At 50.4% G+C, this 23,588-nt stretch carries 25 protein-coding genes; 7 read left to right on the top strand and 18 right to left on the bottom strand.

Annotation, left to right across the window (positions count from 1 at the left end; all coding sequences use genetic code 11):
- The 3 genes from TPRIMZ1_RS0105675 to TPRIMZ1_RS0105665 form a co-directional block, all read right to left on the bottom strand.
- Positions 1-766 (bottom strand): NAD(P)-dependent oxidoreductase (locus TPRIMZ1_RS0105675; RefSeq protein ID WP_010256191.1); only part of this gene is annotated, 766 nt, incomplete at its 3' end.
- A 51-nt stretch (positions 767-817) separates the two neighbouring features.
- Complete coding sequence (serC, locus tag TPRIMZ1_RS0105670; RefSeq protein ID WP_010256189.1) at positions 818-1,924, bottom strand: 3-phosphoserine/phosphohydroxythreonine transaminase; 1,107 nt, start codon at positions 1,922-1,924, stop codon at positions 818-820.
- Positions 1,925-1,947: 23 nt separating this feature from the next.
- A complete protein-coding gene (locus tag TPRIMZ1_RS0105665; protein WP_010256188.1) occupies positions 1,948-2,586 on the bottom strand; it encodes a CoA-binding protein in 639 nt (212 codons plus the stop codon).
- Positions 2,587-2,674: 88 nt separating this feature from the next.
- On the opposite strand from TPRIMZ1_RS0105665, the gene TPRIMZ1_RS0105660 reads away from it, so the two are divergent.
- On the top strand, positions 2,675-3,433 hold the full coding sequence (locus TPRIMZ1_RS0105660) for a hypothetical protein (RefSeq protein ID WP_010256187.1): 759 nt from the start codon (positions 2,675-2,677) through the stop codon (positions 3,431-3,433).
- A gap of 9 nt (positions 3,434-3,442) precedes the next feature.
- Here the strand turns inward: TPRIMZ1_RS0105660 and ettA are convergent, their stop codons facing one another.
- Positions 3,443-5,125, bottom strand: a complete 1,683-nt coding sequence (gene ettA, locus TPRIMZ1_RS0105655) for an energy-dependent translational throttle protein EttA (protein ID WP_026043548.1) — start codon at positions 5,123-5,125, stop codon at positions 3,443-3,445.
- Positions 5,126-5,218: 93 nt separating this feature from the next.
- Here ettA and TPRIMZ1_RS0105650 point away from each other — a divergent pair, with 93 nt between their 5' ends.
- Positions 5,219-5,476: a DUF6364 family protein gene (locus TPRIMZ1_RS0105650; RefSeq protein ID WP_010256185.1), complete on the top strand. Its 258-nt coding sequence runs from the start codon at positions 5,219-5,221 to the stop codon at positions 5,474-5,476.
- Positions 5,477-5,731: 255 nt separating this feature from the next.
- Here TPRIMZ1_RS0105650 and TPRIMZ1_RS0105640 read toward each other — a convergent pair whose 3' ends face one another.
- The 5 genes from TPRIMZ1_RS0105640 to TPRIMZ1_RS20425 form a co-directional block, all read right to left on the bottom strand.
- Entirely contained in the window at positions 5,732-6,685 is a 954-nt protein-coding gene (locus tag TPRIMZ1_RS0105640) for a hypothetical protein (protein WP_010256183.1), read from the bottom strand.
- Between the two features lie 17 nt (positions 6,686-6,702).
- Complete coding sequence (locus tag TPRIMZ1_RS0105635; RefSeq protein ID WP_157784182.1) at positions 6,703-7,539, bottom strand: hypothetical protein; 837 nt, start codon at positions 7,537-7,539, stop codon at positions 6,703-6,705.
- Between the two features lie 203 nt (positions 7,540-7,742).
- Positions 7,743-9,230 carry a cell surface protein gene (locus TPRIMZ1_RS0105630; protein ID WP_010256180.1) on the bottom strand — a complete coding sequence of 496 codons (1,488 nt, stop codon included), beginning with the start codon at positions 9,228-9,230 and terminating at the stop codon, positions 7,743-7,745.
- A 115-nt stretch (positions 9,231-9,345) separates the two neighbouring features.
- Positions 9,346-9,990, bottom strand: coding sequence for a hypothetical protein (locus tag TPRIMZ1_RS0105625; protein ID WP_010256177.1), 645 nt, complete (start codon positions 9,988-9,990; stop codon positions 9,346-9,348).
- A gap of 230 nt (positions 9,991-10,220) precedes the next feature.
- On the bottom strand, positions 10,221-10,403 hold the full coding sequence (locus TPRIMZ1_RS20425; protein ID WP_198429902.1) for a hypothetical protein: 183 nt from the start codon (positions 10,401-10,403) through the stop codon (positions 10,221-10,223).
- A 198-nt stretch (positions 10,404-10,601) separates the two neighbouring features.
- Between TPRIMZ1_RS20425 and TPRIMZ1_RS20420 the strand changes: the two genes are divergently transcribed.
- Positions 10,602-11,063, top strand: coding sequence for a hypothetical protein (locus tag TPRIMZ1_RS20420; RefSeq protein ID WP_157784180.1), 462 nt, complete (start codon positions 10,602-10,604; stop codon positions 11,061-11,063).
- 218 nt (positions 11,064-11,281) lie between these two features.
- On the opposite strand, the gene trhA is transcribed toward TPRIMZ1_RS20420, so the two are convergent.
- The 7 genes from trhA to TPRIMZ1_RS0105585 all read right to left on the bottom strand — a co-directional run bounded on the left by trhA (position 11,282) and on the right by TPRIMZ1_RS0105585 (position 17,426).
- Positions 11,282-11,977: a PAQR family membrane homeostasis protein TrhA gene (trhA, locus tag TPRIMZ1_RS0105615; protein ID WP_010256171.1), complete on the bottom strand. Its 696-nt coding sequence runs from the start codon at positions 11,975-11,977 to the stop codon at positions 11,282-11,284.
- A gap of 52 nt (positions 11,978-12,029) precedes the next feature.
- The gene (locus TPRIMZ1_RS0105610) at positions 12,030-12,926 is read right to left on the bottom strand and encodes a 23S rRNA (adenine(2030)-N(6))-methyltransferase RlmJ (protein WP_010256167.1); all 897 of its coding nucleotides are present in this window, start codon (positions 12,924-12,926) and stop codon (positions 12,030-12,032) included.
- Positions 12,927-12,971: 45 nt separating this feature from the next.
- Positions 12,972-13,829: a hypothetical protein gene (locus tag TPRIMZ1_RS0105605; RefSeq protein WP_010256165.1), complete on the bottom strand. Its 858-nt coding sequence runs from the start codon at positions 13,827-13,829 to the stop codon at positions 12,972-12,974.
- 74 nt (positions 13,830-13,903) lie between these two features.
- Positions 13,904-14,896: a DHH family phosphoesterase gene (locus TPRIMZ1_RS0105600; RefSeq protein ID WP_010256162.1), complete on the bottom strand. Its 993-nt coding sequence runs from the start codon at positions 14,894-14,896 to the stop codon at positions 13,904-13,906.
- Positions 14,893-15,987 (bottom strand): M24 family metallopeptidase, encoded by a 1,095-nt coding sequence (locus TPRIMZ1_RS0105595; protein ID WP_232616749.1) that lies wholly within the window; start codon positions 15,985-15,987, stop codon positions 14,893-14,895. The genes TPRIMZ1_RS0105600 and TPRIMZ1_RS0105595 overlap by 4 nt, the downstream gene beginning before the upstream one ends.
- Positions 15,988-16,082: 95 nt before the next feature.
- A complete protein-coding gene (locus TPRIMZ1_RS0105590) occupies positions 16,083-16,511 on the bottom strand; it encodes a hypothetical protein (protein WP_010256158.1) in 429 nt (142 codons plus the stop codon).
- 66 nt (positions 16,512-16,577) lie between these two features.
- Positions 16,578-17,426 (bottom strand): PHP domain-containing protein, encoded by an 849-nt coding sequence (locus tag TPRIMZ1_RS0105585; RefSeq protein WP_010256155.1) that lies wholly within the window; start codon positions 17,424-17,426, stop codon positions 16,578-16,580.
- A 115-nt stretch (positions 17,427-17,541) separates the two neighbouring features.
- Here TPRIMZ1_RS0105585 and TPRIMZ1_RS0105580 point away from each other — a divergent pair, with 115 nt between their 5' ends.
- From TPRIMZ1_RS0105580 to TPRIMZ1_RS0105570, 3 genes are all read left to right on the top strand, one after another.
- Positions 17,542-18,555 carry a cyclic nucleotide-binding domain-containing protein gene (locus TPRIMZ1_RS0105580; protein WP_010256152.1) on the top strand — a complete coding sequence of 338 codons (1,014 nt, stop codon included), beginning with the start codon at positions 17,542-17,544 and terminating at the stop codon, positions 18,553-18,555.
- A 1-nt stretch (position 18,556) separates the two neighbouring features.
- Positions 18,557-19,210, top strand: coding sequence for a Crp/Fnr family transcriptional regulator (locus TPRIMZ1_RS0105575; RefSeq protein ID WP_010256149.1), 654 nt, complete (start codon positions 18,557-18,559; stop codon positions 19,208-19,210).
- 84 nt (positions 19,211-19,294) lie between these two features.
- A complete protein-coding gene (locus TPRIMZ1_RS0105570; RefSeq protein WP_010256147.1) occupies positions 19,295-20,422 on the top strand; it encodes an SPOR domain-containing protein in 1,128 nt (375 codons plus the stop codon).
- Here the strand turns inward: TPRIMZ1_RS0105570 and TPRIMZ1_RS0105565 are convergent.
- Both TPRIMZ1_RS0105565 and TPRIMZ1_RS0105560 read right to left on the bottom strand, forming a co-directional pair.
- Complete coding sequence (locus tag TPRIMZ1_RS0105565; protein WP_010256144.1) at positions 20,419-21,087, bottom strand: HAD family hydrolase; 669 nt, start codon at positions 21,085-21,087, stop codon at positions 20,419-20,421. The two genes, TPRIMZ1_RS0105570 and TPRIMZ1_RS0105565, sit on opposite strands and share 4 nt — an antisense overlap.
- A gap of 17 nt (positions 21,088-21,104) precedes the next feature.
- Entirely contained in the window at positions 21,105-22,010 is a 906-nt protein-coding gene (locus TPRIMZ1_RS0105560) for a sigma-70 family RNA polymerase sigma factor (RefSeq protein WP_038077923.1), read from the bottom strand.
- Positions 22,011-22,381: 371 nt separating this feature from the next.
- On the opposite strand from TPRIMZ1_RS0105560, the gene TPRIMZ1_RS0105555 reads away from it, so the two are divergent.
- Positions 22,382-23,584, top strand: a complete 1,203-nt coding sequence (locus tag TPRIMZ1_RS0105555) for an ATP-binding protein (RefSeq protein WP_010256139.1) — start codon at positions 22,382-22,384, stop codon at positions 23,582-23,584.
- Positions 23,585-23,588: the final 4 nt, after the last annotated feature.

Below are 23,588 nucleotides of genomic sequence, written 5' to 3'. Positions count from 1 at the left end.
GGAGTTCCGCCGTGGGAAAATCCGTTACATAGACGGACAGTTTTTCCGCATCCAGGGCAGCAATTATGTCACCTTCGTTTACCAGCCCTCCCCGGGCAAGGTTGATGACGCGGCTGCCTTTTTTCATAAGCCGGAATTTTTCGGCGTTCAGCAGGCCCTTGGTGGTATCGCTGAGGGGAGTATGGAGGGTGACATAATCGGCGCGGGCTAAAAGCCCCTCCAGGGTATCCGCCCGTTTTACCGCCCGGGACAAATTCCAGGCGGCGTCCACGGATATGAAGGGATCATAGCCGATAACCTCCATCCCAAGGGAAATAGCATCGTTGGCGACCATTACACCCACGGCGCCCAGGCCCACCACCCCAAGGATCTTGCCCTTGATCTCCGGCCCTTCAAACTGGGACTTCCCCTTCTCTACCAAATCCGGGATCTCGTCGGCGTGGTCGGAAAGGGAGGCGCTCCAGTTGATGCCCCCCAGAATCTGCCGGGAAGAAAACAGCAGGGACGCGATAACCAGTTCCTTTACCGCATTGGCGTTCCCGCCGGGGGTGTTAAAGACCACCACGCCGCGATCACTGCATTGGGGAACAGGAATATTGTTATACCCCGCTCCCGCCCGGGCTATGGCGACAACCGTCTCGGGGATCTCCGTATTGTGGAGATCCGCGCTCCTCACCAGGATGGCGTCAGGATTGGGGATCTCGCTGGCCACCTCATACCGGTCCCTGGGGAACAGTTCCAGGCCCATGGGGGATATTTTATTCATAGTACGAATTCTAAACATGGCTACCTCTTTACCTGTACGGCGGCTGCCGCACTATTTTTCGCTTTTTTCAAATTTTTCCATAAACTGAATCAGGGCTTTCACCCCCTCAATGGGCGTGGCATTGTAGATACTGGCGCGCATACCCCCTACCAGCCGGTGACCCGCCAGGTTTACTAAACCCTGGGCGGCGGCCTCCTTAACAAACCGGGTTTCCTTTTCCTTCCGCTTATCCGGGTCGGCTTCGGTTGATACAAAGGTGACGTTCATCATACTGCGGCTGGATTTTTCCACCGGGGACCGGAAAAGTTTTGAGGCCTCCAGATAGGCATAAAGCAGATCCGCCTTTTCACGGTTCAGCGTACCCATGGCTGCGGCGCCTCCCAATCCCTTAATCCACTCCAGGACCAGGCCGATGATGTAGATGCCGTAACAGGGCGGGGTGTTATACAGGGAAGCTTCCCCGGCGTGGATATCGTAACGGAGCATCGTCGGCGTCCAGGACGGCGCCTTCCCCAGGAGATCCTCCCGGATTATCACCACCGTGGTTCCCGCCGGTCCCAAATTTTTTTGGGCGCCGGCGTAGAGGAGACTAAACCGGGAAACATCCAGGGGTTCCGAAAGGATGCAGCTTGAAATATCCGCCACCAGGGGAACAGAACCGGTTTCGGGCAGGGCGGCCCACCTGGTACCCACAATAGTGTTGTTCACCGTGATGTGGTAATAGGCGTCATCGGCCGCCGGGGGAAGCGGCGCCGGTATGTAGGTATAGGCCTTGTCCTTTGAGCTCCCCCGGATATGCACCTCCGCATACTTGGACGCCTCTTCGGCGGCCTTCTTTGCAAAGATACCGGTCTCCACATAGGCGGCCTTTTTTTTCGGCGCCCCGGATTCAACCCCGGCCAGGTTAAGGGGGACCATGGCAAATTGCAGGGAAGCGCCGCCCTGGAGGAACAGCACCTTGTAATTGGGGGGAATACCCATCAAATCCCGGAGCAGAGCTTCGGTTTTTTCGATGATGGGCTTAAAGTCCTTAGACCGATGGCTCATCTCCATTACCGACTGGCCGGTTCCGTTGACATCGGTCATTTCCGCCGCCGCCCGTTCCAAGACCGGAAGGGGCAGGGCTGAAGGTCCGGGGGCAAAATTATATACACGCATGACAGCTCCTTTTTTCAGTAAAACTACTCGCTCAACTTAAGCGCCAGGGCCCTCAGTTCATCCACCACATAAACATTGCGAACCGCAATCTCCGGGGGCAGCTGTAAGATCAGGGGGGCAAAATTAACGATACCCCGGATGCCTGCGGCGGCCAATTTTTCCGCGGCGGATTGGGCGGCGGCTTCGGGGACACAGAGCAGGGCCAGTTCTATGCCGAACCGGGAAATCACCTCGCCCATTTTAAAGGCCGGATACAGGGGAACCGGAGATTGAAGGATCTCCACCCGGTTTACGCTGGTATCAAACCCTGCGGCCAGTTCAAACTCCCCACCCGGCTCGTCCGACGGCCCGGCTGGGATGGTATCGAAACCCCGGAAATTCAGGTAGGCGGAACCCAGCCGGCCAAGCCCTACCACACAGAGCCGGCGGCGGACCCCAAGACCCAGGGCCTGCTTTATGGCGGGGATCAGCGTTTCCGGATCGTAGCCGGTGCTGTTCCCGGCAGCGCCGCCTAAATAGGAAATATCCTTACGGATGGTATGGCTTGACCAGCCGGTAAGGGCTTCAACCTCGCCGGAGGTAATACGGCCCCCGGCCTGTTTTTCAAGGAGCCGCATCAGGGAGAGAAGCCTTTCTTTTGCCGGTCCCGGAATCTGGGCCATAAGCGCTCCTTGTGAAATATTTCACAATTAAAATAATCTCTTAAAGGAATATTGTCAATGTGAAAAAATTGCGATAATATTAGGTTATATGGAACAGCCACCTATTGAAGGAAGAAAAGTTTTTTTTCTATATCCCCACAGCGTCATTCAGGACGATCTGGTAGATGAACTTATTATGCAGGGATTTGAGATCTATATACTCCGGGACCATAAACGGGCCCGAAAGCTTATAGAACGTTTTCCGGGCTCTATCATGTTTATCAATATTGATGAACGGCTGGAGGAACCGGAGTGGGAAGCCTATATCCAGGAAATCCAGGATAACCCGGAGATCCAAACCCGGTTGGGCATCTTATCGTATAACACCGACCGGGATCTCATGGAAAAGTACCTCATGGAGATGATGGTACCCTGCGGGTATATACAGCTAAAGCAGGGAGTTAAGGAAAGCACCGTGATTATCCGCAACGCCCTGCTGGCCAATGAAGCCAAGGGCCGAAGGAAGAGTTTCCGGGCGGTTTGCGAAGAAGGCTCGGGAACTTTGAACTTCAAGGGCGATATTGGGCTTATAACGGGTAAACTTCTCGATATCAGCGCCGCAGGTTTTGCCGCACAGATCGACGCTCCCCCGCAGATGGATAAAAACGCCGTGATACGGAAAGTTCAGCTGAAGCTTCGGGGTTCCCTGGCCATGGCGGACCTCATCTTTCTGGGACCCCGTTATGATCGGCAGGATGTGTGGATACTGCTTTTCGATCCCACCAGCCTAACGGATAACGCGAAGATCACCATCAATCACTATATCAAACTGTGTCTCCAGCGCTTAATCGACACGATGGATGTCTAAAGCTCGGCCTCATCGCTCCAGTTTTCGGTACACGTAGCGATGGGGACGGTCCGCCTCGGCGCCCAGCTTCTGTCGCCGCCATTCCGCGTATTCTGACCAGTTGCCGTCGAACCAGACCACTTCCCCGTCCTCAAAGGCCAGAATATGGGTGGCAATCCGGTCCAGGAACCAGCGGTCATGGCTTATCACCAGGGTTACTCCGGCAAAGGTATCCACCGCTTCCTCTAAGGCGCGGAGGGTGTTTACGTCCAGGTCGTTGGTGGGCTCGTCCAGGAGCAGCACATTGGCCCCTTCCTTGAGCATCATGGCCAGGTTGAGCCGGTTCCGCTCGCCGCCGGACAAAACGGAAACCTTTTTCTGCTGGTCCCCGCCGGAAAAATTGTACCAGGCGCAATAAGCCCGGGAATTGACTTCCTTGGTTCCGCCTAACTTGATAATATCCAAGCCGCCGGAAAGCTGTTCCCAGACGCTCTTTTCCCCGTCCAGGTTTTCCCGCATCTGGTCCGCGTAGGCCAGCTTGACGCTGTCCCCCAGCCGGAGCTGTCCGGCGCTAGGCTGTTCCTTGCCGGTGATAATTTTAAACAGGGTAGTCTTGCCCGCGCCGTTGGGACCGATGATGCCCACACAAGCGCCCGGGGGCACGGTAAATTCCAGGTTTTCAAAGAGCAGCTTATCCCCAAAGGACTTGGAAAGCTCCTTCGCCTCGATAACTAACTGCCCCAGCCGGGGTCCCGCCGGTATGGTGATACGGTTATCCTTGACCTTTTCCCGCTCATCATCCTGGAAGAGCTTTTCATACTGGGCGATACGGGCCTTGCTCTTGGCGTGGCGCCCCTTGGGACTCATGCGTATCCACTCCAGTTCCCGTTCCAGGGTTTTCCGCCGCTCGCTTTCACCCTTCTCTTCCTGGGCCATACGGGCCTGCTTCTGTTCCAGCCATCCGGTGTAGTTCCCCTTCCAGGGAATCCCCTCGCCCCGGTCCAGTTCCAGGATCCAGCCGGCCACATTGTCCAGAAAATAGCGGTCATGGGTTACCGCGATAACCGTGCCATCGTATTCCCGGAGGTGCCGTTCCAGCCAGGCCACGGTTTCCGCGTCCAGGTGGTTGGTGGGCTCGTCCAGGAGCAGGATATCCGGTTTTTTAAGGAGGAGCCGGCACAGGGCTACCCGCCGCCGCTCGCCCCCGGAAAGGTGATCCACCACCTCGTCCCCGGAGGGGCAGCGCAAAGCATCCATGGCCAGTTCCAGACGACTGTCCAGGTTCCACCCGTCGGCGGCCTCGATCTTTTCCTGCAGCGCCGCCTGTTTCGCTCCCAGCTTATCGTAATCTGCATCGGGATCACCAAAGGCCTCGCTCACGGTATCGAATTCAGCCAGGAGGTCCACCAATTCCTGGACCCCCTCAGAAACTACCTCTTTCACGGTCTTTCCCGCTTCCAGTACCGGCTCTTGTTCCAAAAAACCGATGGTAAAACCCGGGCTTACCGTGGTTTCCCCGGAAAAATCCGTGTCCGTTCCGGCGAGAATCCGGAGAAGACTTGATTTCCCCGACCCGTTAAGGCCGATAACACCGATCTTAGCCCCATAAAAATAGGAAAGATTGATATCCTTAAGCACCTGTTTGGTTCCGTGCTTTTTAGAGACCCGATCCATGGAATATATAACTTTTTTATCGTCAACCGTTGTAGCCATGGGGATAGTATACCAAATTTGTAAGATTCAGGGAAGGCAGCGGCTGTTGAAAATACGTGTAAAATATATTATATTTACACGTAGGAGTCACGTATGGAAACAAAGCTAACCCTGCAAATGGATCAATCCGTAATTCTATCAGCAAAGGAATATGCCGATAGCCGCCATCGCAGCTTATCAAAGATTGTTGAAAACTATTTTAGGAATCTTACCCAAAAACCGTCTCCTGAAAAAAAATTTTCGCCGGTAGTCGAAGGTCTGCTTGGCGCGGTTTCCAAGGAAGAAGTAAAAAAGCTGTATACATTGGCGGAGACCGATGAGCGGCTGCAACGGATACTCGGCGGAAAATAGGGATGGAAAAAGTTTTCATTGATTCGGACATTATTCTTGATGTATTGCTTTCCTTCAATATTTTGCCGCAAAAGAAAATGAAATTGCTGTTTTAGTAACTAGAAACACAAAGGATTATACCGTAAAAGACATGGCAGTCCAAACCGCAGAAGAATATATAAAATCCCGGATAGATGGCACTGATGGCTGACCACCGGGGAGGGGAAATATTCACCAAGAACCCGAACGAACGGTGGGGATACCGTTACTATCAATTCAATATAACACGTTGGAAGCTGTACTGAGCGCAGTAATCCAATCGACATCCGCCGGGGTAACACTGGCCGCATATACCCGTACGGGATCGCCTGAACGGAGTGCAGCCCGTTGGGCGTTTGCATTGGCGGCAGCTTCTGCCCGTATTGTTTCTTCGGCTTGATTATTTGCGGCGGTCTGCTGATTTATTTCTGCCAGACGGATTCGCTCATTAGTCTTTGCGCTCTGTTCGGCTGCGGCTATTTGCGCTTTAAATTGAGCTTCTGTCATTTCTTGTTCACGGGAAGCTACAGCATCAATATCGCCAAATGCTCGAGCCACATTCGTTTGTACCGCACGGTTTGGGAGCTGTCCTATTATATCATTAGTGTATTTTCTGACCAAAGCCTTCCAAGTAGAATCAGACATGGTATAAACTATATAATAGAGGTATTCTTGACTTTTTTGATGGGTGTTTACATCCTCGGTCTCCACCAACTGCCAAAAATCTGCAACCGGTTCATTTCCCGTAATTGTAAGTTTTGCAGCTGTTGTAATTTCTTCCACGATATCTAATTCACCCTCGTCCAGCGTTGACCCAGCGCCAGTAATCACATATTGTTTCAGTTCATTTGCGGTTTTAGCCGCAAATAGCAGGCCCGCTTGAACCCGTGCGTTTTCTCTGTTTCTGTTTTGTGCAATACTAAATTTAACACGATCAGTGGGAGGGATACCAAAATCGGATTTTATCTGGTTTGAGTTTCCCAGTACCAACGCAGCAAGCCACGGAGGGGATGAGGGCATTCCCAAGCTTCGGTTACTCCAATCCAGAACCACCTTCTTTGTCGGGGCAGTATCTACATTGGATCCTACCGAAGCAGCCTCCCTGTTTGTACCACCTGTTGCACAGCCCATGGTTATGAGTACCCCGGGAATCAGGGCAGCAAGAAATAAAAACACGCTTCTCTTTTTCATAAAATCCTCCAAAATAGTTATTTTCTAACTCCCTTTTCCAATTCTATGGGAAAGGAATTTCGCACCATATCTGCTATTGCGGTGTATGCACGGCGCTTCGCTACTGCGGCGCTCGATGCACCTATACGTTGGAATGTTGTACCATAGGAAAAAACGGATCCCCCTGTCCCCGCAATGGTCACTTCAAGGGTGGGTGAATAAAATATTCCTGATTGGAGTATTTGTTCGTTCTCGGAAATTCCTATGGTTACTATATATGCGGCATTGCCTTGCTTGTTGGATATCGGAAAGCCTGATTTACTCAAAATATCGGAAAAGGCCGCATATACGGTCCCTTCAAGATCCGTAGGACATTCAATAAAAATCATGGAATGTAATTTTAATTGAGCAATTTCTGAAGGTAATTTTGAGAGCGTTGTTTGAATATCCTTATATGCCCCTGCCTTCAGAGGATGCAGTGTTCGGGCGAATTCAAAAGCGATGAGCAGATCCTCAGCGCTATTCATAGCGGAAGAGTAAATTAAAATTTTATTGAATACCTCGTTGTCCGATAGGGCGATCTGGCAGAGGTTTCTGAAATTATCCGCCCTTTGCCTCAGGTTTGGTTCAAATATCTCCCATGCTTCATCACGATCAATATAGGCAATGGTTTCCCATTCGCCTGTCTCCTTATTGAACCATGGGGCGGCAAAGTGAATGGCAAAAAGTTTTGTCTGGGTATTCACCAATGTCTCACTTGAAACCTCAGATGATACGGTGGATTCCCCATCCCTTTCAATAAAAACTTGCCTACTGCCGGTGGCATTGGAAACCTCGCTTGTAAAAAACCGTGATATTGCTGCAATCCCCTCCATCTCCGCGCTTTGACGATCTGATCCGTAACCACGCTGGGCAATGTAGGTATCACGGGGATATACCGTTTCGATATTTGCAACCCAGGGCGGAGTTTTTCCCCCGCCGGTACTGACACATGTGGACAGGAGTATTATTACCCCGGAGAACACGAAACCGGCTATATATAAAAGGCTGACATTCTTATACATATTCATGCTTCGAGTTACCTTCCCCCATGTTCCGCAAGCCATTGTTCCCATTCGGGAATGGATAGTAACAGTGCGGGAATATCTCTCGGGTTTCCACCGAGCGGCCTAAATTTAATAGAATCAACCTTAGCAGATAAGTTATCTGTTACATTATCCAATTTTATCCTATTGAAAATCAGAGGATAGAATGATGCATCATTGTAGTATTTAATTTGAGCTAAAGCTTGAAATGCTGCTAGGTCAGTATTCCTATTTCCGTAAAAATGAACTTTATCCCTGTTAGTATTATGAATATCTCGTGATAATGCGATCCGATCTCCATAATCATCATAAAGGGCTACATTAATTGTATATTGCCCGGAATTACTTCCTCCAATATGCGTTGGACCGATTATGCCATCCGCCATTGTGACTGAATTTGCCCAGGATTTATTTTCGTCCAAGTTTTTTATATTGCGCCAATTGTCCGTAACGGTTTTCCAAACAGCCAGTACCGTCCTATTGGGAATAATTTTTATCCCCGGCGTAACGGTGATATCAACCGTATTAGAACGGGCATCAAATTGATCGGATATCGTACTAAAATCATACACCACTATTAATAAGTTATCATTTACATAGGTTGCTAAATCTGCCCAAATCTTTTCCCATTTTGCTTTCTGAGCCAGAGCCCATTCAGCCCGTTCCCGTATGGAACTGGGAGGCGTCGCATTGGCAAAGTTTTCTATATGTTGGTTTGCTTCCCGCATATTGGGGTTTGTGGTAATGGCTTGATAAAAATAGGCTAGAGCTTCCACCTGGCTATCGTTCCGTTGTTCTGCAGCCATACCCCTGGCCAGTTGGAAGGATGCCCTTACTTCAATTTTCGGTATAGCCAGTAACTGCCTTTCCCCTTCGCTGGTTAAAACAACCCCTATGCCGGCAAGCAATTCCTGCACTGTTTCTTTGGCGGCTAAGCCACCCTCTACATCCTGGGGGCTGTACTGTTTGTTAAATGAAGCCCTGATCTCATTGGTCTCAATATCGTTTATTCTAAAACTTACCGAATAGCGCCCCGAGATAGAACGAATAGTCCCGACGACAACGTAGTGGGCATTAGTTAGATGACCGATTGAAATGTAATCCTCATCGGAATAATTTCCGTTTTCCTGGAGTTTCTGTTCGGCAACAGTTAAACTTTCATTAACTCGGTCCAAAACAGTCATTGCCGAAAAGCGGGCAAAATCACCGGTCATAAGGTCCTGGAAGAACTGGGGTATCCAATTGTTGGCAGGGGTACTGTTTTCCAGCGCCGGGGCAGGTACCGCAATGACAATGCCCTTCCCGCCGTCTCCGGTAAACATCGGCGTCAAGTTCTTCGGCGCCGGGGCACTGCTTGCAGTGTTCCTGGGTTTAGCAACTGATAGTTCCTGACTTTCCGTTCCCGCTGTTTCGGAATTTCCGGAAAAGGTTGCACAGGCGCCAAATAGAATCAAAATAGCTGAAAGGTGTATGTATCGCATAATATTTCAAATACTCCTTTTAGTAATCAAGATTTCATTTAGCTGCAATGAAAATTATTGCCTAATATCAAAATTACCATTATATGGCAGCCTCCAATCCGAATATAAGCGGCTTTTATTTTTTCCTTACACTTTTATTAAGTATAATCTCAATTTTACTATTTACCTCTAAAGATCCAGGTAATGGCACTTCCGTAAAAATCTTCATCTGACCTTGGTCATTAATCATTATCGTGCCATTTTCTTTAACATCTGAAGCGGACTCAATAAAACCACTATCAATAATTTGACTTATTGTTATTTTATATTTTTCATTTTTAAATTCTTTCGGGTAATCGGAGACTATTTCTTTCCATACATCATCCTTTGAAATTGATGTTCCAAATTTCTTTTCATATACACGTATACCATCATCCAAAAAATCGTTGAAATCAACATAAATCATAACTACAAAGTCTTTTTGATTATCTATTGACAATCCCACCCGAACACCAATTTTTGTATCCCCATCCAACTCATAATGAAATTGCCTAACGCTGACGGGAATAAATTTTGAACCACTCCAATTCCCCAAGACATCATCATAAGATGAAACATCCTTCCAATTATTTGAATTAATTGATGTTTCTTCCCTAATAGGTTCATTCAAAACATACGACGAAAAAAGAGCAAAATTCCCTAAGCTCTTAGCTTTATCACAGCTTACCAATATTAAAAACATTACTACCAATAAAACTGATATCCTCATACCCTTTTTCATTTTCATACCTCCAAAACCTGAAAAATCATTCGAACTTTACAGCTATCTTCTACTTAAGTTCAAGAAAATAACCCCAAACATTCCAGACTACCTCCCCATAAGATTACAATGAAATATATATCATTATCTAATTAAAATATCAATATGATAATGAAATATCATTCACATTGAGGGATATCACGGAGTCAAGTAGATTGTGATTAGGGACGAATATGGGGCCATTTAAACCTTCAATCCACCGAAAATGGTTTATAGACAAGAAAATCCGGGAAAATACCTATCCAACGGCGGTATCGCTTGCGGCGGATTACCGGGAGGAGTATGGGGAATCCATTGATCCCCGGTCTATCGCCGCTGATATTGCCGCTTTGAGACAGGAGTTTCATGCCCCGATAAGCTATGACTACCAGCATCGGGGATATTTTTACACCGATCCGGCGTTTCACCCTGAAATTTTAGATGATCCGGGAATTCTCCTATCGAATATGACTCCAAGAGTACAGCCTAAGACTCAATTCATCTCAGATTGGCATAAAAGCCTTCTATGGACGCTTTTAAATAAGGCTCTACCGGTCTCAAAAGAAGCGGATACTTCAGCCGGGAAGGTGAGTATGTTGCTAAATGCTCCTCCCGGTCCTGAGTCGCTTAAAGAAGGGCCTTTGCGGTCCCTCTTGGAGGCTCTGAATAACCAGGTAGAGGTTAAACTCCACTATATCTACTCCGGGCTTGAATCGGTTATATTGATTTTTCGACCACTCCATTTCATTTATACCCCCGAAACCCACCTCATTTTTGGAACCTTACGGGATGAGCAGAGAAGCCGATACGTGATTTTACACGGTGAGCGCATTCAAAAGCTTGCTTATCTCGATAGCCCGGTAAACCAGCCGGATTATGTGTATGTCCAGACCACCGGAAACCAGGACATTGAGATTTTGGTTTCCCAAAGACAGTCAGATATGTTACTAGTTTTCACCCTGCAGCCGGGAACCGGCCGCAAAAAGACCCTCGCCGAATATGCACTTTTGGCACAGACCGAGGTATACCCCATTCCGCAACCGATTCATAAATAAGCCCACTTCGGTAGAAAGCAACACCGGTTCTGCGAACCGGCCGGTAAAGCCATGCGCCCCTATGGCTCGGAAGCACGCACCCAAAGAAGTCAGCGGGGGTGTCAGGGAAAAAAGCATGGGGGTAGGGGGTCCCCCATGCTTTTTTCCCTGACAGGACCCCCTACTTCGTTCTCTTGCGTGCTTCGCTAACCCAGTTCAAGGGCGCATGGCTTTACCGGCTACAGCCACCAGATAGACAGCCAGTGGCAGAACGCCCCGGCTAATACGAAGGCATGCCAGGTAACGTGGGCGCCCCGGACCTCGTGTTTCCGGTAAAAGAGGGCGCCCAAGGTATAAGCCACGCCTCCGGCGGCCAGCAGGATGAGACTCAGACGGGATATGGACCTAACCAGGGGAACCGTCGCTATGACGATGGCCCAGCCCATAAGGATATACACCACCAGTTCAAGCTTTTTCAAGGGGCGGTAGTTTACCGCGTGGAGGCTTATTCCCGCGGCAGCTAAGGCCCATTCGGCGCCAAAGATGGCCCAGCCCCAAGCGCCCTTGAGACCCACCAGGCAGAAGGGTGTATACGATCCGGCGATAAACAGGTAGATGGCCGAATGATCCAGGATACGGAGGATACGTTTGGCCCCCGTATGCTGAACCGCGTGGTACAGGGTGGAAGCCAGAAACATGCAGATCATGGCGGCGGTAAAAATTACATAGGCAACAACAGTTTTAGTCTCCGCGGCGGCAATGCCCAGATAGCCTTTGCCCCGGAGCACCAGGAGTACCAAGCCCACTACGGCAAGGAGCGCCCCCAGGCCGTGGAGTACGGCATTGGCTATTTCTTCGCCCAGGGTCTGAAAGGGCAGCGGCAAAACCGCCGCTTTAGAGGCCGGCATTTTTACATGATTTAAAGAATCTTTCATGCAGATTTAGACCTCCATAATTGGGAATGGTTGCAAAAAGCCGCCCCTAGGATCATTCCTCCCACCGCAGATCCCAGCTCCCTTGTCCTTCCCTCAGAAGTTCCGCCAGCGCAGGAAGACTTTCGTCCAGGGCTTTCCGCAGCGTAAAAGGCGGGTTGTAAATCACCAGCCCACTGCCGTACAGCCGCTTTCCGCCGCCGCCGGCAGCCGCAGTACGTAGTTCCACGGCACACCGGTTCCCACTGTAAAGCCCAAGCAGGGTTTCCCGCAGCGCTTCCTGCTGGGTAGCGCCTTCCCCGGCATCATCGTTGAGCTCCGCCCCGGACCTCCGTGCCAGCAAGGGGTACCAGGTAATGTATAAGCCCGTTGGAAACCGCCGGAGCGCTTCGATGAGCTTTTCCGGAACCGCCTCATAATCGCTTTTCATTTCGTAAGACGGATCGATAAAAACGCAGCCCCGGCGGGAGGGCGGCGGCAGCAAAGCCTTAAGGCCCCCAAGCCCATCTTCCCGCAGAACCCGGAACCGCTTATCGGCCTTAAGCGTATCCTCCAACACAGCAAAGTCGGCAGGGTGTAGCTCAAAACAAACCGCCCGGTCCTGGGAGCGCAGCAGTCTTTGTATGAGCGCCGGAGACCCAGGATAGCGTCCTGCCGGGGGAAATTCGGCAGAAAACTTCGCCCCCAGGGATTCCCTAACCAGCGCGGCATACCGGTCAAGCAGGGGCGGCAAGACGGCCTGATCCAACAGCCGCCCCACCCCTTGTTCCCATTCCCGGTTCTGCGCTGCATACCCCTCTGTCAAGGAATAACGCCCTGCCCCGGAGTGAGTATCAATAACGAGGAAGGGGGCCTCCTTCTGCCCTAAATAATCCAGACAGTACATTAAAACTGCGTGCTTTAAAACATCCGCCGCATTCCCCGCATGAAAGCCGTGCCTATAACTCAACATTCCTAAACCATACCCCAAAACAAACCACCCAGGGAAGACTGGTTATTATTGCTCAGTATCTTCAACTTCGCTTTCATCCCCGTATTTTTCCCCCTTAGCCTTAACCGTGTAAAGATGCGCATCAATGGTCCCCTTTGCGGATTCCAGAATTTGCGCCACCTGGCGGTTACTCGCGCCGATTTTCATCCCCGAAAGGCGTTTCCGCATGGACTCCAGCCGTTTCCGTCCCCGATCCAGGCGGCGTTTCATCTTTTCATGACGGACAGAATTCGGGGGGGCAAGCTTAAGTTTTTTCTCAAAGACTATACACCGGTAGAATTGACTGTGTATCCGTTCCTGGAGCTCCCGAATGTTCTCTTCCCGCTGCAAGCGTAGTTTTCGTAATTCCTCAACCAGCTGCCTGAGTTTTTCCTTATCAATATTAAGAGCCGGAGAAATACGATCCAGAAAATCCGATGACATATAGTGATACGATTTGAGCAGTAAAACTAATACTTGCCGGGGATTGGATACCGAATCAAAAACCGGTTCCTGTTCAATATACACATCCTCTTCTTCATGACAGGCCGCATCGTCCAGAGCCTTAGCCTTCCAGCAGGCATATTCCGCAACATGGTGATCCGTCTCCCGGGCACGGTATTCCTTAGAACCCCAGCGCACCAATGAGTTTATATATGCATCAAAGGAAGCGCCCGTGTCCTGATAATTTTCAATGGCCCGGCTGATCCGGGGATAGAACCAGCAGAGGTAGTCCATATAATCTTCCTTTTCCCACCCATAGGGATGGAACTGCTGGTAATTATCCAGAATAAATTTGAAAATATGGCCCTCCAGATCTTTCTTGTTGATGAGCCCCAGGGCATAACGGTTCAGCAACTTTGTTAACGGTAAATTGTCCTTCATACATCACTCCTTTTCCGGTTTATCGGGAGTAATGAGGAATGAGGCGGATTTTGCTTTAGTAAAAGTGATCTATGTCATGGGTGTTCGTTAAAAATAACGCGAAATTCTTCAATAATTTTTGGCTCTACCTCTTTAATGGTCCCGGCGAGGCTGAGCCCCGCAGCATTTTTGTGGCCCCCGCCGCCGAACTTTAGAGCAATGGCCGCCACATCCACGGTGTTCCGAGAACGGAACCCTATGGTGCAGTTTTCCGGACTTTCCTGGCGTATGATGACGATGGCTTCCGCCCCGGCCACGGCTTGCAAAAGCTGATAGAGGTTGTCCGAGTCCCTGCCCTCAAGGCCGTAACGCCGGGTATCCTCCAGGGTCTCGGTGGTAAGGAGAAGCTTACCGCCGTAAAAGGATCGTGTCTGGGAAAGTACCCTGCCCATGAGGATACGGGAATCCAGGCTTTTGCCACCGTACATGGCATAATACACCTTCTTAGGATTAGCCCCGGCGCTGATCAGCCGGGCGGCATAGCGGAAGGTCTCGGCGCCCCGCTCATCCACATGACGGAAAAAACCCGTATCCGTACTGAGCCCGAAGAAGAGCAGCTCCGCCTCCTCCACCGTGGGGCTAAAATCCAGGGCTTCGATAAGCTCAAGAACAAGGACGGCTGTGGCGGGGGCTTCCGGGTTCAGGTAAATCGGGGGATCCGAGCTGCCATCACCTGCCTTACCCGTGGCATGGTGATCAACTATCGCTGTGGGAAGCCCTTCGAGAAAGGGACCCAGATCCCCAGTACGTTCTTGGGAATCGCAGTCAAAAATAATTACCCGGGCGCCCTCCCGTTCCGTATCCCCGGGCTTGGCAATAAAGGCGGAGGCATAGGGCTTTATTTCGGTACGCGTAAAAGGGCCGGCAGAACAGGGGATGACTTCCTTACCCATCCTTCGCAGTACCGAGGCCAGGGCAAGCTGGCTCCCCACGCAGTCCCCATCGGGTTCCTTGTGGCCTGCCAGAAGGAATTTTGATCCTTCACGGATAAAATCGAGCAACGCCGGGGGAACAGGAATCATTTTCATCGGGTAGTCTCCGGTTTACAGTTGAGCAGGGTAAATTGACGGCGATCCCCCTGGGAAATAATTGCCCGGCCATCCCTGATATACACATTCACCTCGGTACGCATACCAAAGTCGGGAAAGTAGATTCCCGGCTCCAGGGAAAAACAGGAGCCCTCCAGGATAGGCCTGGGATCGGGAAATTCCCAGGAATCAATGTTCACCCCCGAACCATGGCACTGGGTGTCGATGCCGTGGCCGGTGCGGTGCTTCAGCGCAGCCCCGTAACCCAGGCTGACCAGGGCTTTCCGGGCTTTTGCATCTGCCATGGCCCCGGAGATGGTCCGGCCGGCAGCTATTTCCCCGGCGATGTACTCGTACACCCCTTCCCGAACGGAAACCAGCTCTCTAAAGGCCTTTTCATACTCCGCTGAAGGGGCGGGGGCAAAAACCCCAACCCAGGAAATATCCGCATAGATAGCCCCGGGATCCCGCTCCTTGGCCCAGAGGTCAAACTGAACCACGCTGCCCTCCCGGATAGGGTCGCCCGCTCCGGTACAGCTATAGTGCGGATTTCCGGCGTTTGCCCCGGCTCCGATAATGGGGGCGTGATCCGTTATGAGCCCTCGGTGTTCTATGGCTGCGGTCATAACCCGGAGCAGATCCCCTTCACTGAGGGATGTTTTATCCATATAAGCTTTCCGGGCGGTCTCCCAAGTCTGTTCCACAACATCATAGAGGGCTGCGGCGGCTCGCTCATGGGAAGCAATACCCTCCCCGTCCAGGAGCCCCTTAAACCGCTGGACCAGCCCTGCGGCGGAGGCCAGTTCCAGACCGGCGTTTTCCAGAACCACGGCGATCCCCTGATCTAAGTAGGAGACCATGGTGAGGGTATCGGAAATATGAACCCCCCAGCGCTTTCCCCCAAGGGTCTTCAGGAGAATCAGCAGTTCTTCCCGGCCAAAATACATCCTTTTCTGTCCCGGAAGTTTATCAAGAATACCCGGCTCAACGGTATTGATAATACCGATAGGTTCCCCCTCTACGGGAACCGCGTAAACCCAGAGCCGGGAATTAGTATCGTTACGGTTAATATGGAGTATGTCATCCGCCAACCGGTCTCGGTGGTGGAAATTACAAAAAAGCCACCCGTCTAGTTTTTCCCCGCGGATAGCTTCTTGTATACGACTTAAATCCGGAAAGGAAGCCATTAAAATACGAGCTTAATACCTTCTACGCTCTCAAACTTGTCATCAAGATTTACATGAAGGGGTATATTACCCCAGGATTCATGGGATCTTTCCTTCCGTACATAGAGACGGACATGGTCGAATTCTCCATCCTTATAAAACACCGTCATATGGGGCCAATCAGTCCCGGACCCCATCAGTATCAGATCGCCCTTTTTACCGGTTCCTTCGAACCATTCAAGGGGCAGGTAGGCGTCCACCACCCCGCTCATTCCCTTCCGGTATTTTACCACATACCCCTTCCGGTATGGGAAGACCCGCTCCAAGCTTATCGTAAGGGCGTAGGACCCTTCTTTTTCGGCGGCGGAAGGATTATTCTGCTGAGCAACAAGCGGTAGTATCCCCGCCAGAACGAGCAATAGGGTTGTAAGAAATACAATTTTTTTCACAATAACCTCTCTACAATAAGGGTTTCGGAATATTCACAAATATTCTTAAATTATAGGGTTTTTCATCTAAAAACGCAAGGGGGGGATCAAGTCGAGGAGAGAATCCTCGATTTTTCGATCCCCGGCGGTGATCCCCAGTTTTCTATCCGGGCGGGATTCCCCGTGGAAGTCACTGCCGGCGGTGATATAAAGCCCCAGGGAATTCCCCAGTTCCTCAAGCCGCTTGCAAAACCGGACCTTGGCAGTAGGATGCCAGGCCTCTATACCCTCAAGTCCCTGGGCGGCCAGATCCGCAATAAACCCCGGAAGCCGGCCCCAGGCAATGTAAAGGGATCCCGGATGGGCCAGTACCGAAATTCCCCCCGCATCCCGGATAATCTGCAAAGCCTGGGTAAACTCCAGTCCCTCCTTGGGTATATACAGGGGCCTGCCCTTGCCCAGGTACCGGTCAAAGGCCTGTTCCCGGTTTTTTACAATCCCCCGATTGACCAGGAGGGAAGCAAAATGGGGCCGGCCTACAGAACCACCCCCGGAAAGCGCCCGGATCTCTTCGTAATCCGCCTCTATCCCTATTTCCTTCATACCATCAAGGATCTGCAGGTTCCGCTCTTCCCGCCGACGGCTCAAATCCGCCAGGGTCTCCCGAAAAACCGGACCGGGTTTGCTGATTCCCAAGCCCAAAAGGTGAAATTCACCGCTGATCGTAACCGGTTCATAATGGATCTCAATCTCAATCCCCGGAATAAACCGGATCTGCTGTTTCTCCGCTTCTTCACGGGCCTCCTGAAGACCGTCTATAGTATCATGATCCGTCAGGGCTATGGCGGAAAGGTTCCGCCCTTTGGCGGTTTTTATCAACTCCGATGGTGTCAGGGTACCGTCAGAAGCCCTGGAATGGGTGTGTAAATCGATCATATAGCTCCGCAATAGTAGGATAGTATAGTATGGTGTAATATAAATTGATATAGATGCCGATATTGACGTAGGGACGGGGGGTTTGCCGCCCAAATATCCGCAAGAAAGGACAGGGATGCCCAAAACAGTGCAGTACCGAGACGGCGCGGTCATTTACTTTCAGGGAGAAAACGCCGCAGATAAAATATATCTCCTCCAAAGTGGAAATGTAACTCTGCACTACCAGGACATTGAAACCGGGGAGCACATCTCCGATCCGGTACAGTCCGGGGAATTTTTCGGGGTAAAGGCCGCCCTGGGCCGGTATCCTGAGGAAGAAAACGCCATAGTCGTCCGTGAAACTACCATTATGATCTTCTCTGTTCCCGAATTTGAGCAGCTTGTCGGCTCAAATATCCGGATCATCATGAAGATGCTCAAAATTTTTTCTAAACAGCTGCGCCGTGTCCACCGGCAGACCGCAAATATCATGGAAAAAGAGGGGTACGATCCGAAAAATCCCGAACAGGGCCTTTTTAACGTAGGGGAATACTACCTTAAAAATAAACGTTTCCCCCAGGCCCAATACATATTCGGCCGTTATCTTACCTATTATCCTTCGGGGGTGAATGCCGGTAAGGCGGCGAGCAACCTGCAGATCATGCGTACCGAAAGCAGTACCGCAGATTCCCCGGCAGCTACGGAAGTCCCCGGGGTCAAACGGAAATCTTCCATCGGTCAGGTAGTCGCCGAAGAGGCGGGGTCCGCCACCGCTAAGGCTTACTACGATGCGGTGAGCTGTATCTCACAAGGAAAATTCCAGGATGCCTTCATGACCCTGAAAAAAATCCTGGACGATGCTGCTGATCCCGAGTACATGGCCAAAAGTAGTTTTGAAATCGGACGCTGTCTTTTTATGATGAATAAATTTGATGAATGCATTCAGCATTTTACTATTATGCTTACCTCCTATCCAAAGCATCCCAACCTGCCCGATGCCCTCTTTTTTATAGCCAACTCCCATGAGCTCCGGGGGAAAAAAGATATGGCGGAGGTTTTTTACACGAAGATCCTTTCCATGGTTCCCGATGGGGATAACCCGGTTAATAAAAAGGCAAAAAAGGCCTTAACAGCACTGGGGAAGACATAGAATGGCAACTCTCATCCCTGATCTTTCGATGTTTTCCCGTTTTGCCCGGACCTTTCAGCCCGGAGAGATGATTTTTTCCGAATTTGAACCCGGGGATGCATTTTACCTGATCCAGGAAGGCAGGGTAGAGCTGGTTAAGGTTATCGGAGACGTGGAAAAGACCCTGGATATCCTGCAGCCTAATGAAATGTTCGGAGAAATGGCCATTTTAGAGAATTCCCCCCGGTCCGCCACCGCTATTGCCCTGGATACGGTACTGGTTCTGGAATTCAACCGGAAAAATTTTGACATCCTCATATCCGGAAACCCCCAGATAGCCCTGAAACTACTCAAAACCTTTGCCAAGCGCCTCTACGATTCAAAGCGCAAGTTCATGATCCTCACCCTGGAGGAACCCGAGGCTCGTATTGCCGATGTATTCCTTATGCTGGAGGAAGGTCAAACCGATATAGATCGGACTACGGATCGCCGGGAATTTCAAGCCACGGTGGATGATATTGCCCACTGGGCAGCCATGGGTGTCGCCGAAGCCCGGGAAATTATCACCCATTTTGTTGCCCAGCGGCGAATGGAGCTCTTCAACGATAAGATCGTAGTCAAAAACATCAATGATTTTTCCCGTTTTGTCTCTTCAAGACGCAGGCAACTTGTTTAATTTTGTCCTATGGTTAATAATTAAACCAATTACCGGATCTGCCCATGGCATGAAGGCGGTAAAACCCAAGCGAGGTGATTCAAGATGATAAAAAGGATCTTTATAACATCGCTGTTAAGCGTTATTCTTGCTGCGGTTTGCGCCGCCCAATCGGATCCACTGAATTTTGTCCAGACCGGAACGGCAACCCATGATATGGAGTCGGATGATCTCGAAGCAGGTCATGCTATCCTGCCCATAGGCCAGGAGGTGACCATAACCAACCTGGAAAGCGGAGCCCAGGCTACGATTACCATCACAAAACGTATACCCCAGACAAGTTCCCGTATCATTGATCTTTCAAGCGCAGCCGCTATGGCCTTGGCCATATTTGACGATTCCGCCCAGGTTACCATCGAGGCGGAACTGAAACGTACCGAACCCGAAGCGCCGGCAACTGCTCCGTCGACGCCGCCCGCCGTTGCCGGTACAGCTCCGGCAGACGCCGCGGCTCCGGTTCCATCGGCGCCGCCGGCTGCCAGCGCAGTTCCAGCGGATCCGGCAGTCACCGCGGCTCCTGCGGCAACATCCACTCCGGCTCCATCGGCGCCGCCGGCAGCCAGCGCAGTTCCAGCGGATCCGGCAGCCACCGCTCCGGCGCCGGCTGCAGCTTCGGTTGCCGCCGCACCGGTTCCCTATACCGTACCTCCGCCGCCCTCCGGGCCGATACCAACCTCGGAAATTGAACCCATTGTTCCGCCCTGGGAAATCGGCCATTCTACACCATGGCCGGTACAGCCAAGCGATCCCTGGCTGCCGGAACTGGCTCAGCCCTGGATAGGCGGTATAGAAAGACCGGGGGCCAACGGTCCCGCACGGATCCCGGCGCCTCCTCCCAGGGTTGCTCCCGCTCCAAGAGTTGCTCCGACTTCCCCGCCAAGGGCTGCCCCGGCTCCGGTCTATCAAGGACCTTCGGTCAGCGTAGTTCCCCGAATGCCCGGTCCCCGGGACAATACCCTATACCGGGTCCAGGTCGGAGCTTTCAAAACCCGTGTAAACGCCCAGGAAGCCTTTAACCGCCTGCTAAACGCTGGGTTCAGCCCTGTGTTTGAGGTCCAGGGTGGTCTTACCCGGGTACAGATACCCTGGATACGGGGATACGAGGTGCGGGCGCTTGGCGAACGGCTCTACAACGCGGGTTTTAGGGAAGTTTTGTTACGGGAAGAACGTTAGGGACCGAAAAGTTCAGCAGCTTCGGCAAGATCGCCGCAGCGCCGCCATACCCAGCGGAGGACCTCCTCCGGAGGTTCCACAAGGTCTTTAACAAAGACCGAAGGGATACCCGCCGCATGGAGGGCGGTAAGCCCTGCGGGGGAGTCTTCAAAACCAATGCAGTTTTGGGGGGCCTGGTCTAAACGTTTCGCCGCAAGCAGGAAGATATCCGGCGCGGGTTTCCCCCGCTCTACTTCATCACCGCAGGCCATTACGGAAAACCGTTCCAGAATCCCCGCCTTTTCAAGCTTCCACCGGGCAATTTCTCTAGGGGTAGAAGTGGCAACCCCCAAGGGAAGCTTCAACCGGGATAGATGATTTAGCAGGACCAGGAGCCCGGGCCGGTGGGGAATACCTTCCTTCTCGCCCTGGTTAAAAATAAGATCCCGCATTAATTCCCGGGTCTTCTCGTAGGGAAACCCGGGACTGCAAAAATCAACAATGATTTGTCTGGTCGATTCCTCGTCCCTGCCGATAGTCTTGAGCCCTATCTCTTCGGGCAGTTCCCACCCCAATTCTTTTGCCGCCTTCGTCCACATAACTATAGCGGGGCGCTCGGTATCCAGCATTAGGCCATCCATATCAAATATGACAGCCCTAGGAATAAGCGGTTCTTCTTTCACCATGGGGTAGGATGATAATCCTAAGCTACATAACTTTCAAGAACACACATGCGGGAAGGATGCTGCAGCCGCCGGAGGGCCTTCTTCTCAATCTGCCGTATCCGTTCCTTGGTCAAATTGAAATAATCTCCAATTTCCTTTAAGGACATGGGAGCTTTTTCGCCTAACCCAAATCGGTAACGGATGATATCCGCTTCCTTGGGATTGAGGGTATCCAGCACCATTTCAATATCATCATGGAGAGCCGCATCGGTGGCGTATTTCTCCGGAGAGGCGTAATTTTCATCTTCGATAAAATCACCAAGGGTGGCGGAATCTTTCTCGTCATATACGGGATTCTCCAAAGAAACCAGGTCCCTGGAAATATTGATAAGGTCCGCCACGTGCTCCGGTTCCATGACCAAAAGCCTGGCGATTTCGTCAATTTCCGATTCTCCGCTTCCGCCCTCCTGGACGCATTTCTTGGCCTTCTCTATCTGCACCAGCTCGTTCGCCCGGTTCAAGGGCAGCCGAATCATCCGGGATTTTTCGCAAATCGCCTTGAGAACAGCCTGCCGTATCCACCAAACCGCGTAGGAGATAAAGTGGTAGCCCTTATCCACATCGTACCGTTCGATGGCGTTCATAAGACCGATATTCCCTTCGCTGATAAGGTCCGAAAGGGGAAGCCCCTGGCCTTGGTATTTTTTAGCCACATTGACCACAAAGCGGAGATTAGCGTTGACCAGCTTGTGCTGGGCCGCCCGGTTACCCTTGGCCGCTTCCCGGGCTGCAGCGTCTTCTTCTTCCCTGGTCAGAAGCGGAATCCGGTTGATTTCTTTCAGATACATGGAGAGAATATTTTCATCAGAACTGTGGTTCGGGGAAGAACCGCGCTGGATATTCCTGGATTTGTTAGTCGTTTTTTTCATTGTCATTGTCGCCATTAGGGCCTCCTATTAAATGTTACTATATATCAAGCAAAAACCATGCCAAATTTGCAGTGACTCATAAAATTTAACTTGTGTTTGAGGGTAGTATTTATAATTCGTTGTATAATAAAGAATTATAAATACTCGATACGTCCCGTGGGGAGCGGATAATTTAGAAAAAAGGACAGGCGCTCACATCCAAGCATCTCTAAACGACTGATTGGTTCAAAAAGGCCCATTTCCCCAAATCCGGCTGAATTGTGGGTCATTCTGACCCGATGTTATATGTTTAGATTACAATGCAAAAATCTATCAGAAATACAAAGTTTTAGCATTGAAATGCAAAAACTCTTGATTATATATTTGAGGAGGGATATAATTTCAGAATGCTGATAAACCGTCCAATATATCTCAATAAGCTGATAAGTTACAAAGATACCGCGCAGCTGATCAAGGTTATCACAGGAATGCGCCGCTGCGGTAAATCCACCATGTTTGAATTGTATCAGGATTATTTGATTACCCATGGGGGAGTAAAGCCTGCCCAAATTCAAAGCATCAATCTCGAAGACGCGCGCAGCAGGAATCTGCTGGAGTGGGAAACCTTGAATGATCACATAGAAACACGACTCATTTCAAATAAAAAAAATTATATTTTTCTCGATGAAATTCAAAATGTAACGGATTTTCAGCGGGCGCTGGACAGCTTGCATTTGAAAAAAAATGTGGATCTATATGTTACCGGATCCAATGCCTACCTGCTGTCAGGTGAACTGGCGACTCTGTTATCCGGCAGATATGTGGAGATCAAAATGTTTCCACTGTCATTTAAGGAATATGTGTCCACGTTCTCTGATAAGACCAACCTGCCCAAAAAATTCAATGATTATCTAAGAAACAGTTCGTTCCCTTATACGCTGAATTTTAAGGGTAACCGCACTCAGATCAATGATTATTTGGATGCTGTATATAATGCGGTGATCTTAAAAGATGTAATGCAGCGTACAGGAATTGCAGACCTTGGCCGTCTGGAAAAAGTGGTACAGTTTATTTTTGATAATATCGGTAATGAAACATCCATAAACAATATAAAAAATAAAATGGCCAGCGATAACTTTAAGATCGATGCACGGACTATAGAAAATTATCTGGAAGCGCTCCTTAAAAGTTTCATTTTGTATAAAGTCGGCAGATATGATGTAAAAGGCAAAGAGCTGCTCAAAACCAATGATAAGTATTATGTTGCGGATATCGGGTTACGGTATTTTCTGCTCAAACGGAATGAGGGTGATATAGGACATATCTTAGAAAACATTGTATACCTTGAATTGCTCCATCGGGGTTACAACATATCGATAGGCAAGATTGGCAGCCAGGAGGTGGATTTCGTTGCCGAAAAGGAAGGCGATATCACAGAATATTACCAAGTGGCGCAAACCGTCATTGACCCTAAAACCTTTGCACGGGAAATCGACCCACTGGATAAAATCGACGATCATTATCCCAAATTTTTGCTAAGCATGGATTATATGGATTTATCGCACAAGGGCATTAAACAAATCAATGTATTAGATTGGTTGATTGCGTAATAAT

This window comes from Treponema primitia ZAS-1 (assembly GCF_000297095.1).
GTDB lineage: Bacteria > Spirochaetota > Spirochaetia > Treponematales > Breznakiellaceae > Termitinema > Termitinema primitia_A.
This window is presented reverse-complemented; position numbering and strand designations above follow the sequence as displayed.

Coding starts and splice junctions, on each gene's coding strand:
- trhA (WP_010256171.1), bottom strand. CDS start 11,977: ATGAAAGATTCTTTAAATCATGTAAAAATGCCGGCCTCTAAAGCGGCG.
- TPRIMZ1_RS0105580 (WP_010256152.1), top strand. CDS start 17,542: ATGCCCAAAACAGTGCAGTACCGAGACGGCGCGGTCATTTACTTTCAG.
- TPRIMZ1_RS0105565 (WP_010256144.1), bottom strand. CDS start 21,087: ATGGTGAAAGAAGAACCGCTTATTCCTAGGGCTGTCATATTTGATATG.
- TPRIMZ1_RS0105650 (WP_010256185.1), top strand. CDS start 5,219: ATGGAAACAAAGCTAACCCTGCAAATGGATCAATCCGTAATTCTATCA.
- TPRIMZ1_RS0105600 (WP_010256162.1), bottom strand. CDS start 14,896: ATGAAAATGATTCCTGTTCCCCCGGCGTTGCTCGATTTTATCCGTGAA.
- TPRIMZ1_RS0105570 (WP_010256147.1), top strand. CDS start 19,295: ATGATAAAAAGGATCTTTATAACATCGCTGTTAAGCGTTATTCTTGCT.
- TPRIMZ1_RS0105585 (WP_010256155.1), bottom strand. CDS start 17,426: ATGATCGATTTACACACCCATTCCAGGGCTTCTGACGGTACCCTGACA.
- TPRIMZ1_RS0105560 (WP_038077923.1), bottom strand. CDS start 22,010: ATGGCGACAATGACAATGAAAAAAACGACTAACAAATCCAGGAATATC.
- TPRIMZ1_RS0105610 (WP_010256167.1), bottom strand. CDS start 12,926: ATGTTGAGTTATAGGCACGGCTTTCATGCGGGGAATGCGGCGGATGTT.
- TPRIMZ1_RS0105555 (WP_010256139.1), top strand. CDS start 22,382: ATGCTGATAAACCGTCCAATATATCTCAATAAGCTGATAAGTTACAAA.
- ettA (WP_026043548.1), bottom strand. CDS start 5,125: ATGGCTACAACGGTTGACGATAAAAAAGTTATATATTCCATGGATCGG.
- TPRIMZ1_RS0105575 (WP_010256149.1), top strand. CDS start 18,557: ATGGCAACTCTCATCCCTGATCTTTCGATGTTTTCCCGTTTTGCCCGG.
- TPRIMZ1_RS0105605 (WP_010256165.1), bottom strand. CDS start 13,829: ATGAAGGACAATTTACCGTTAACAAAGTTGCTGAACCGTTATGCCCTG.
- TPRIMZ1_RS0105630 (WP_010256180.1), bottom strand. CDS start 9,230: ATGCGATACATACACCTTTCAGCTATTTTGATTCTATTTGGCGCCTGT.
- TPRIMZ1_RS0105660 (WP_010256187.1), top strand. CDS start 2,675: ATGGAACAGCCACCTATTGAAGGAAGAAAAGTTTTTTTTCTATATCCC.
- TPRIMZ1_RS0105640 (WP_010256183.1), bottom strand. CDS start 6,685: ATGAAAAAGAGAAGCGTGTTTTTATTTCTTGCTGCCCTGATTCCCGGG.
- TPRIMZ1_RS20425 (WP_198429902.1), bottom strand. CDS start 10,403: ATGCTGGTAGTCATAGCTTATCGGGGCATGAAACTCCTGTCTCAAAGC.
- TPRIMZ1_RS20420 (WP_157784180.1), top strand. CDS start 10,602: ATGTTGCTAAATGCTCCTCCCGGTCCTGAGTCGCTTAAAGAAGGGCCT.
- TPRIMZ1_RS0105625 (WP_010256177.1), bottom strand. CDS start 9,990: ATGAAAAAGGGTATGAGGATATCAGTTTTATTGGTAGTAATGTTTTTA.
- TPRIMZ1_RS0105635 (WP_157784182.1), bottom strand. CDS start 7,539: ATGGAGGGGATTGCAGCAATATCACGGTTTTTTACAAGCGAGGTTTCC.
- TPRIMZ1_RS0105665 (WP_010256188.1), bottom strand. CDS start 2,586: ATGGCCCAGATTCCGGGACCGGCAAAAGAAAGGCTTCTCTCCCTGATG.
- serC (WP_010256189.1), bottom strand. CDS start 1,924: ATGCGTGTATATAATTTTGCCCCCGGACCTTCAGCCCTGCCCCTTCCG.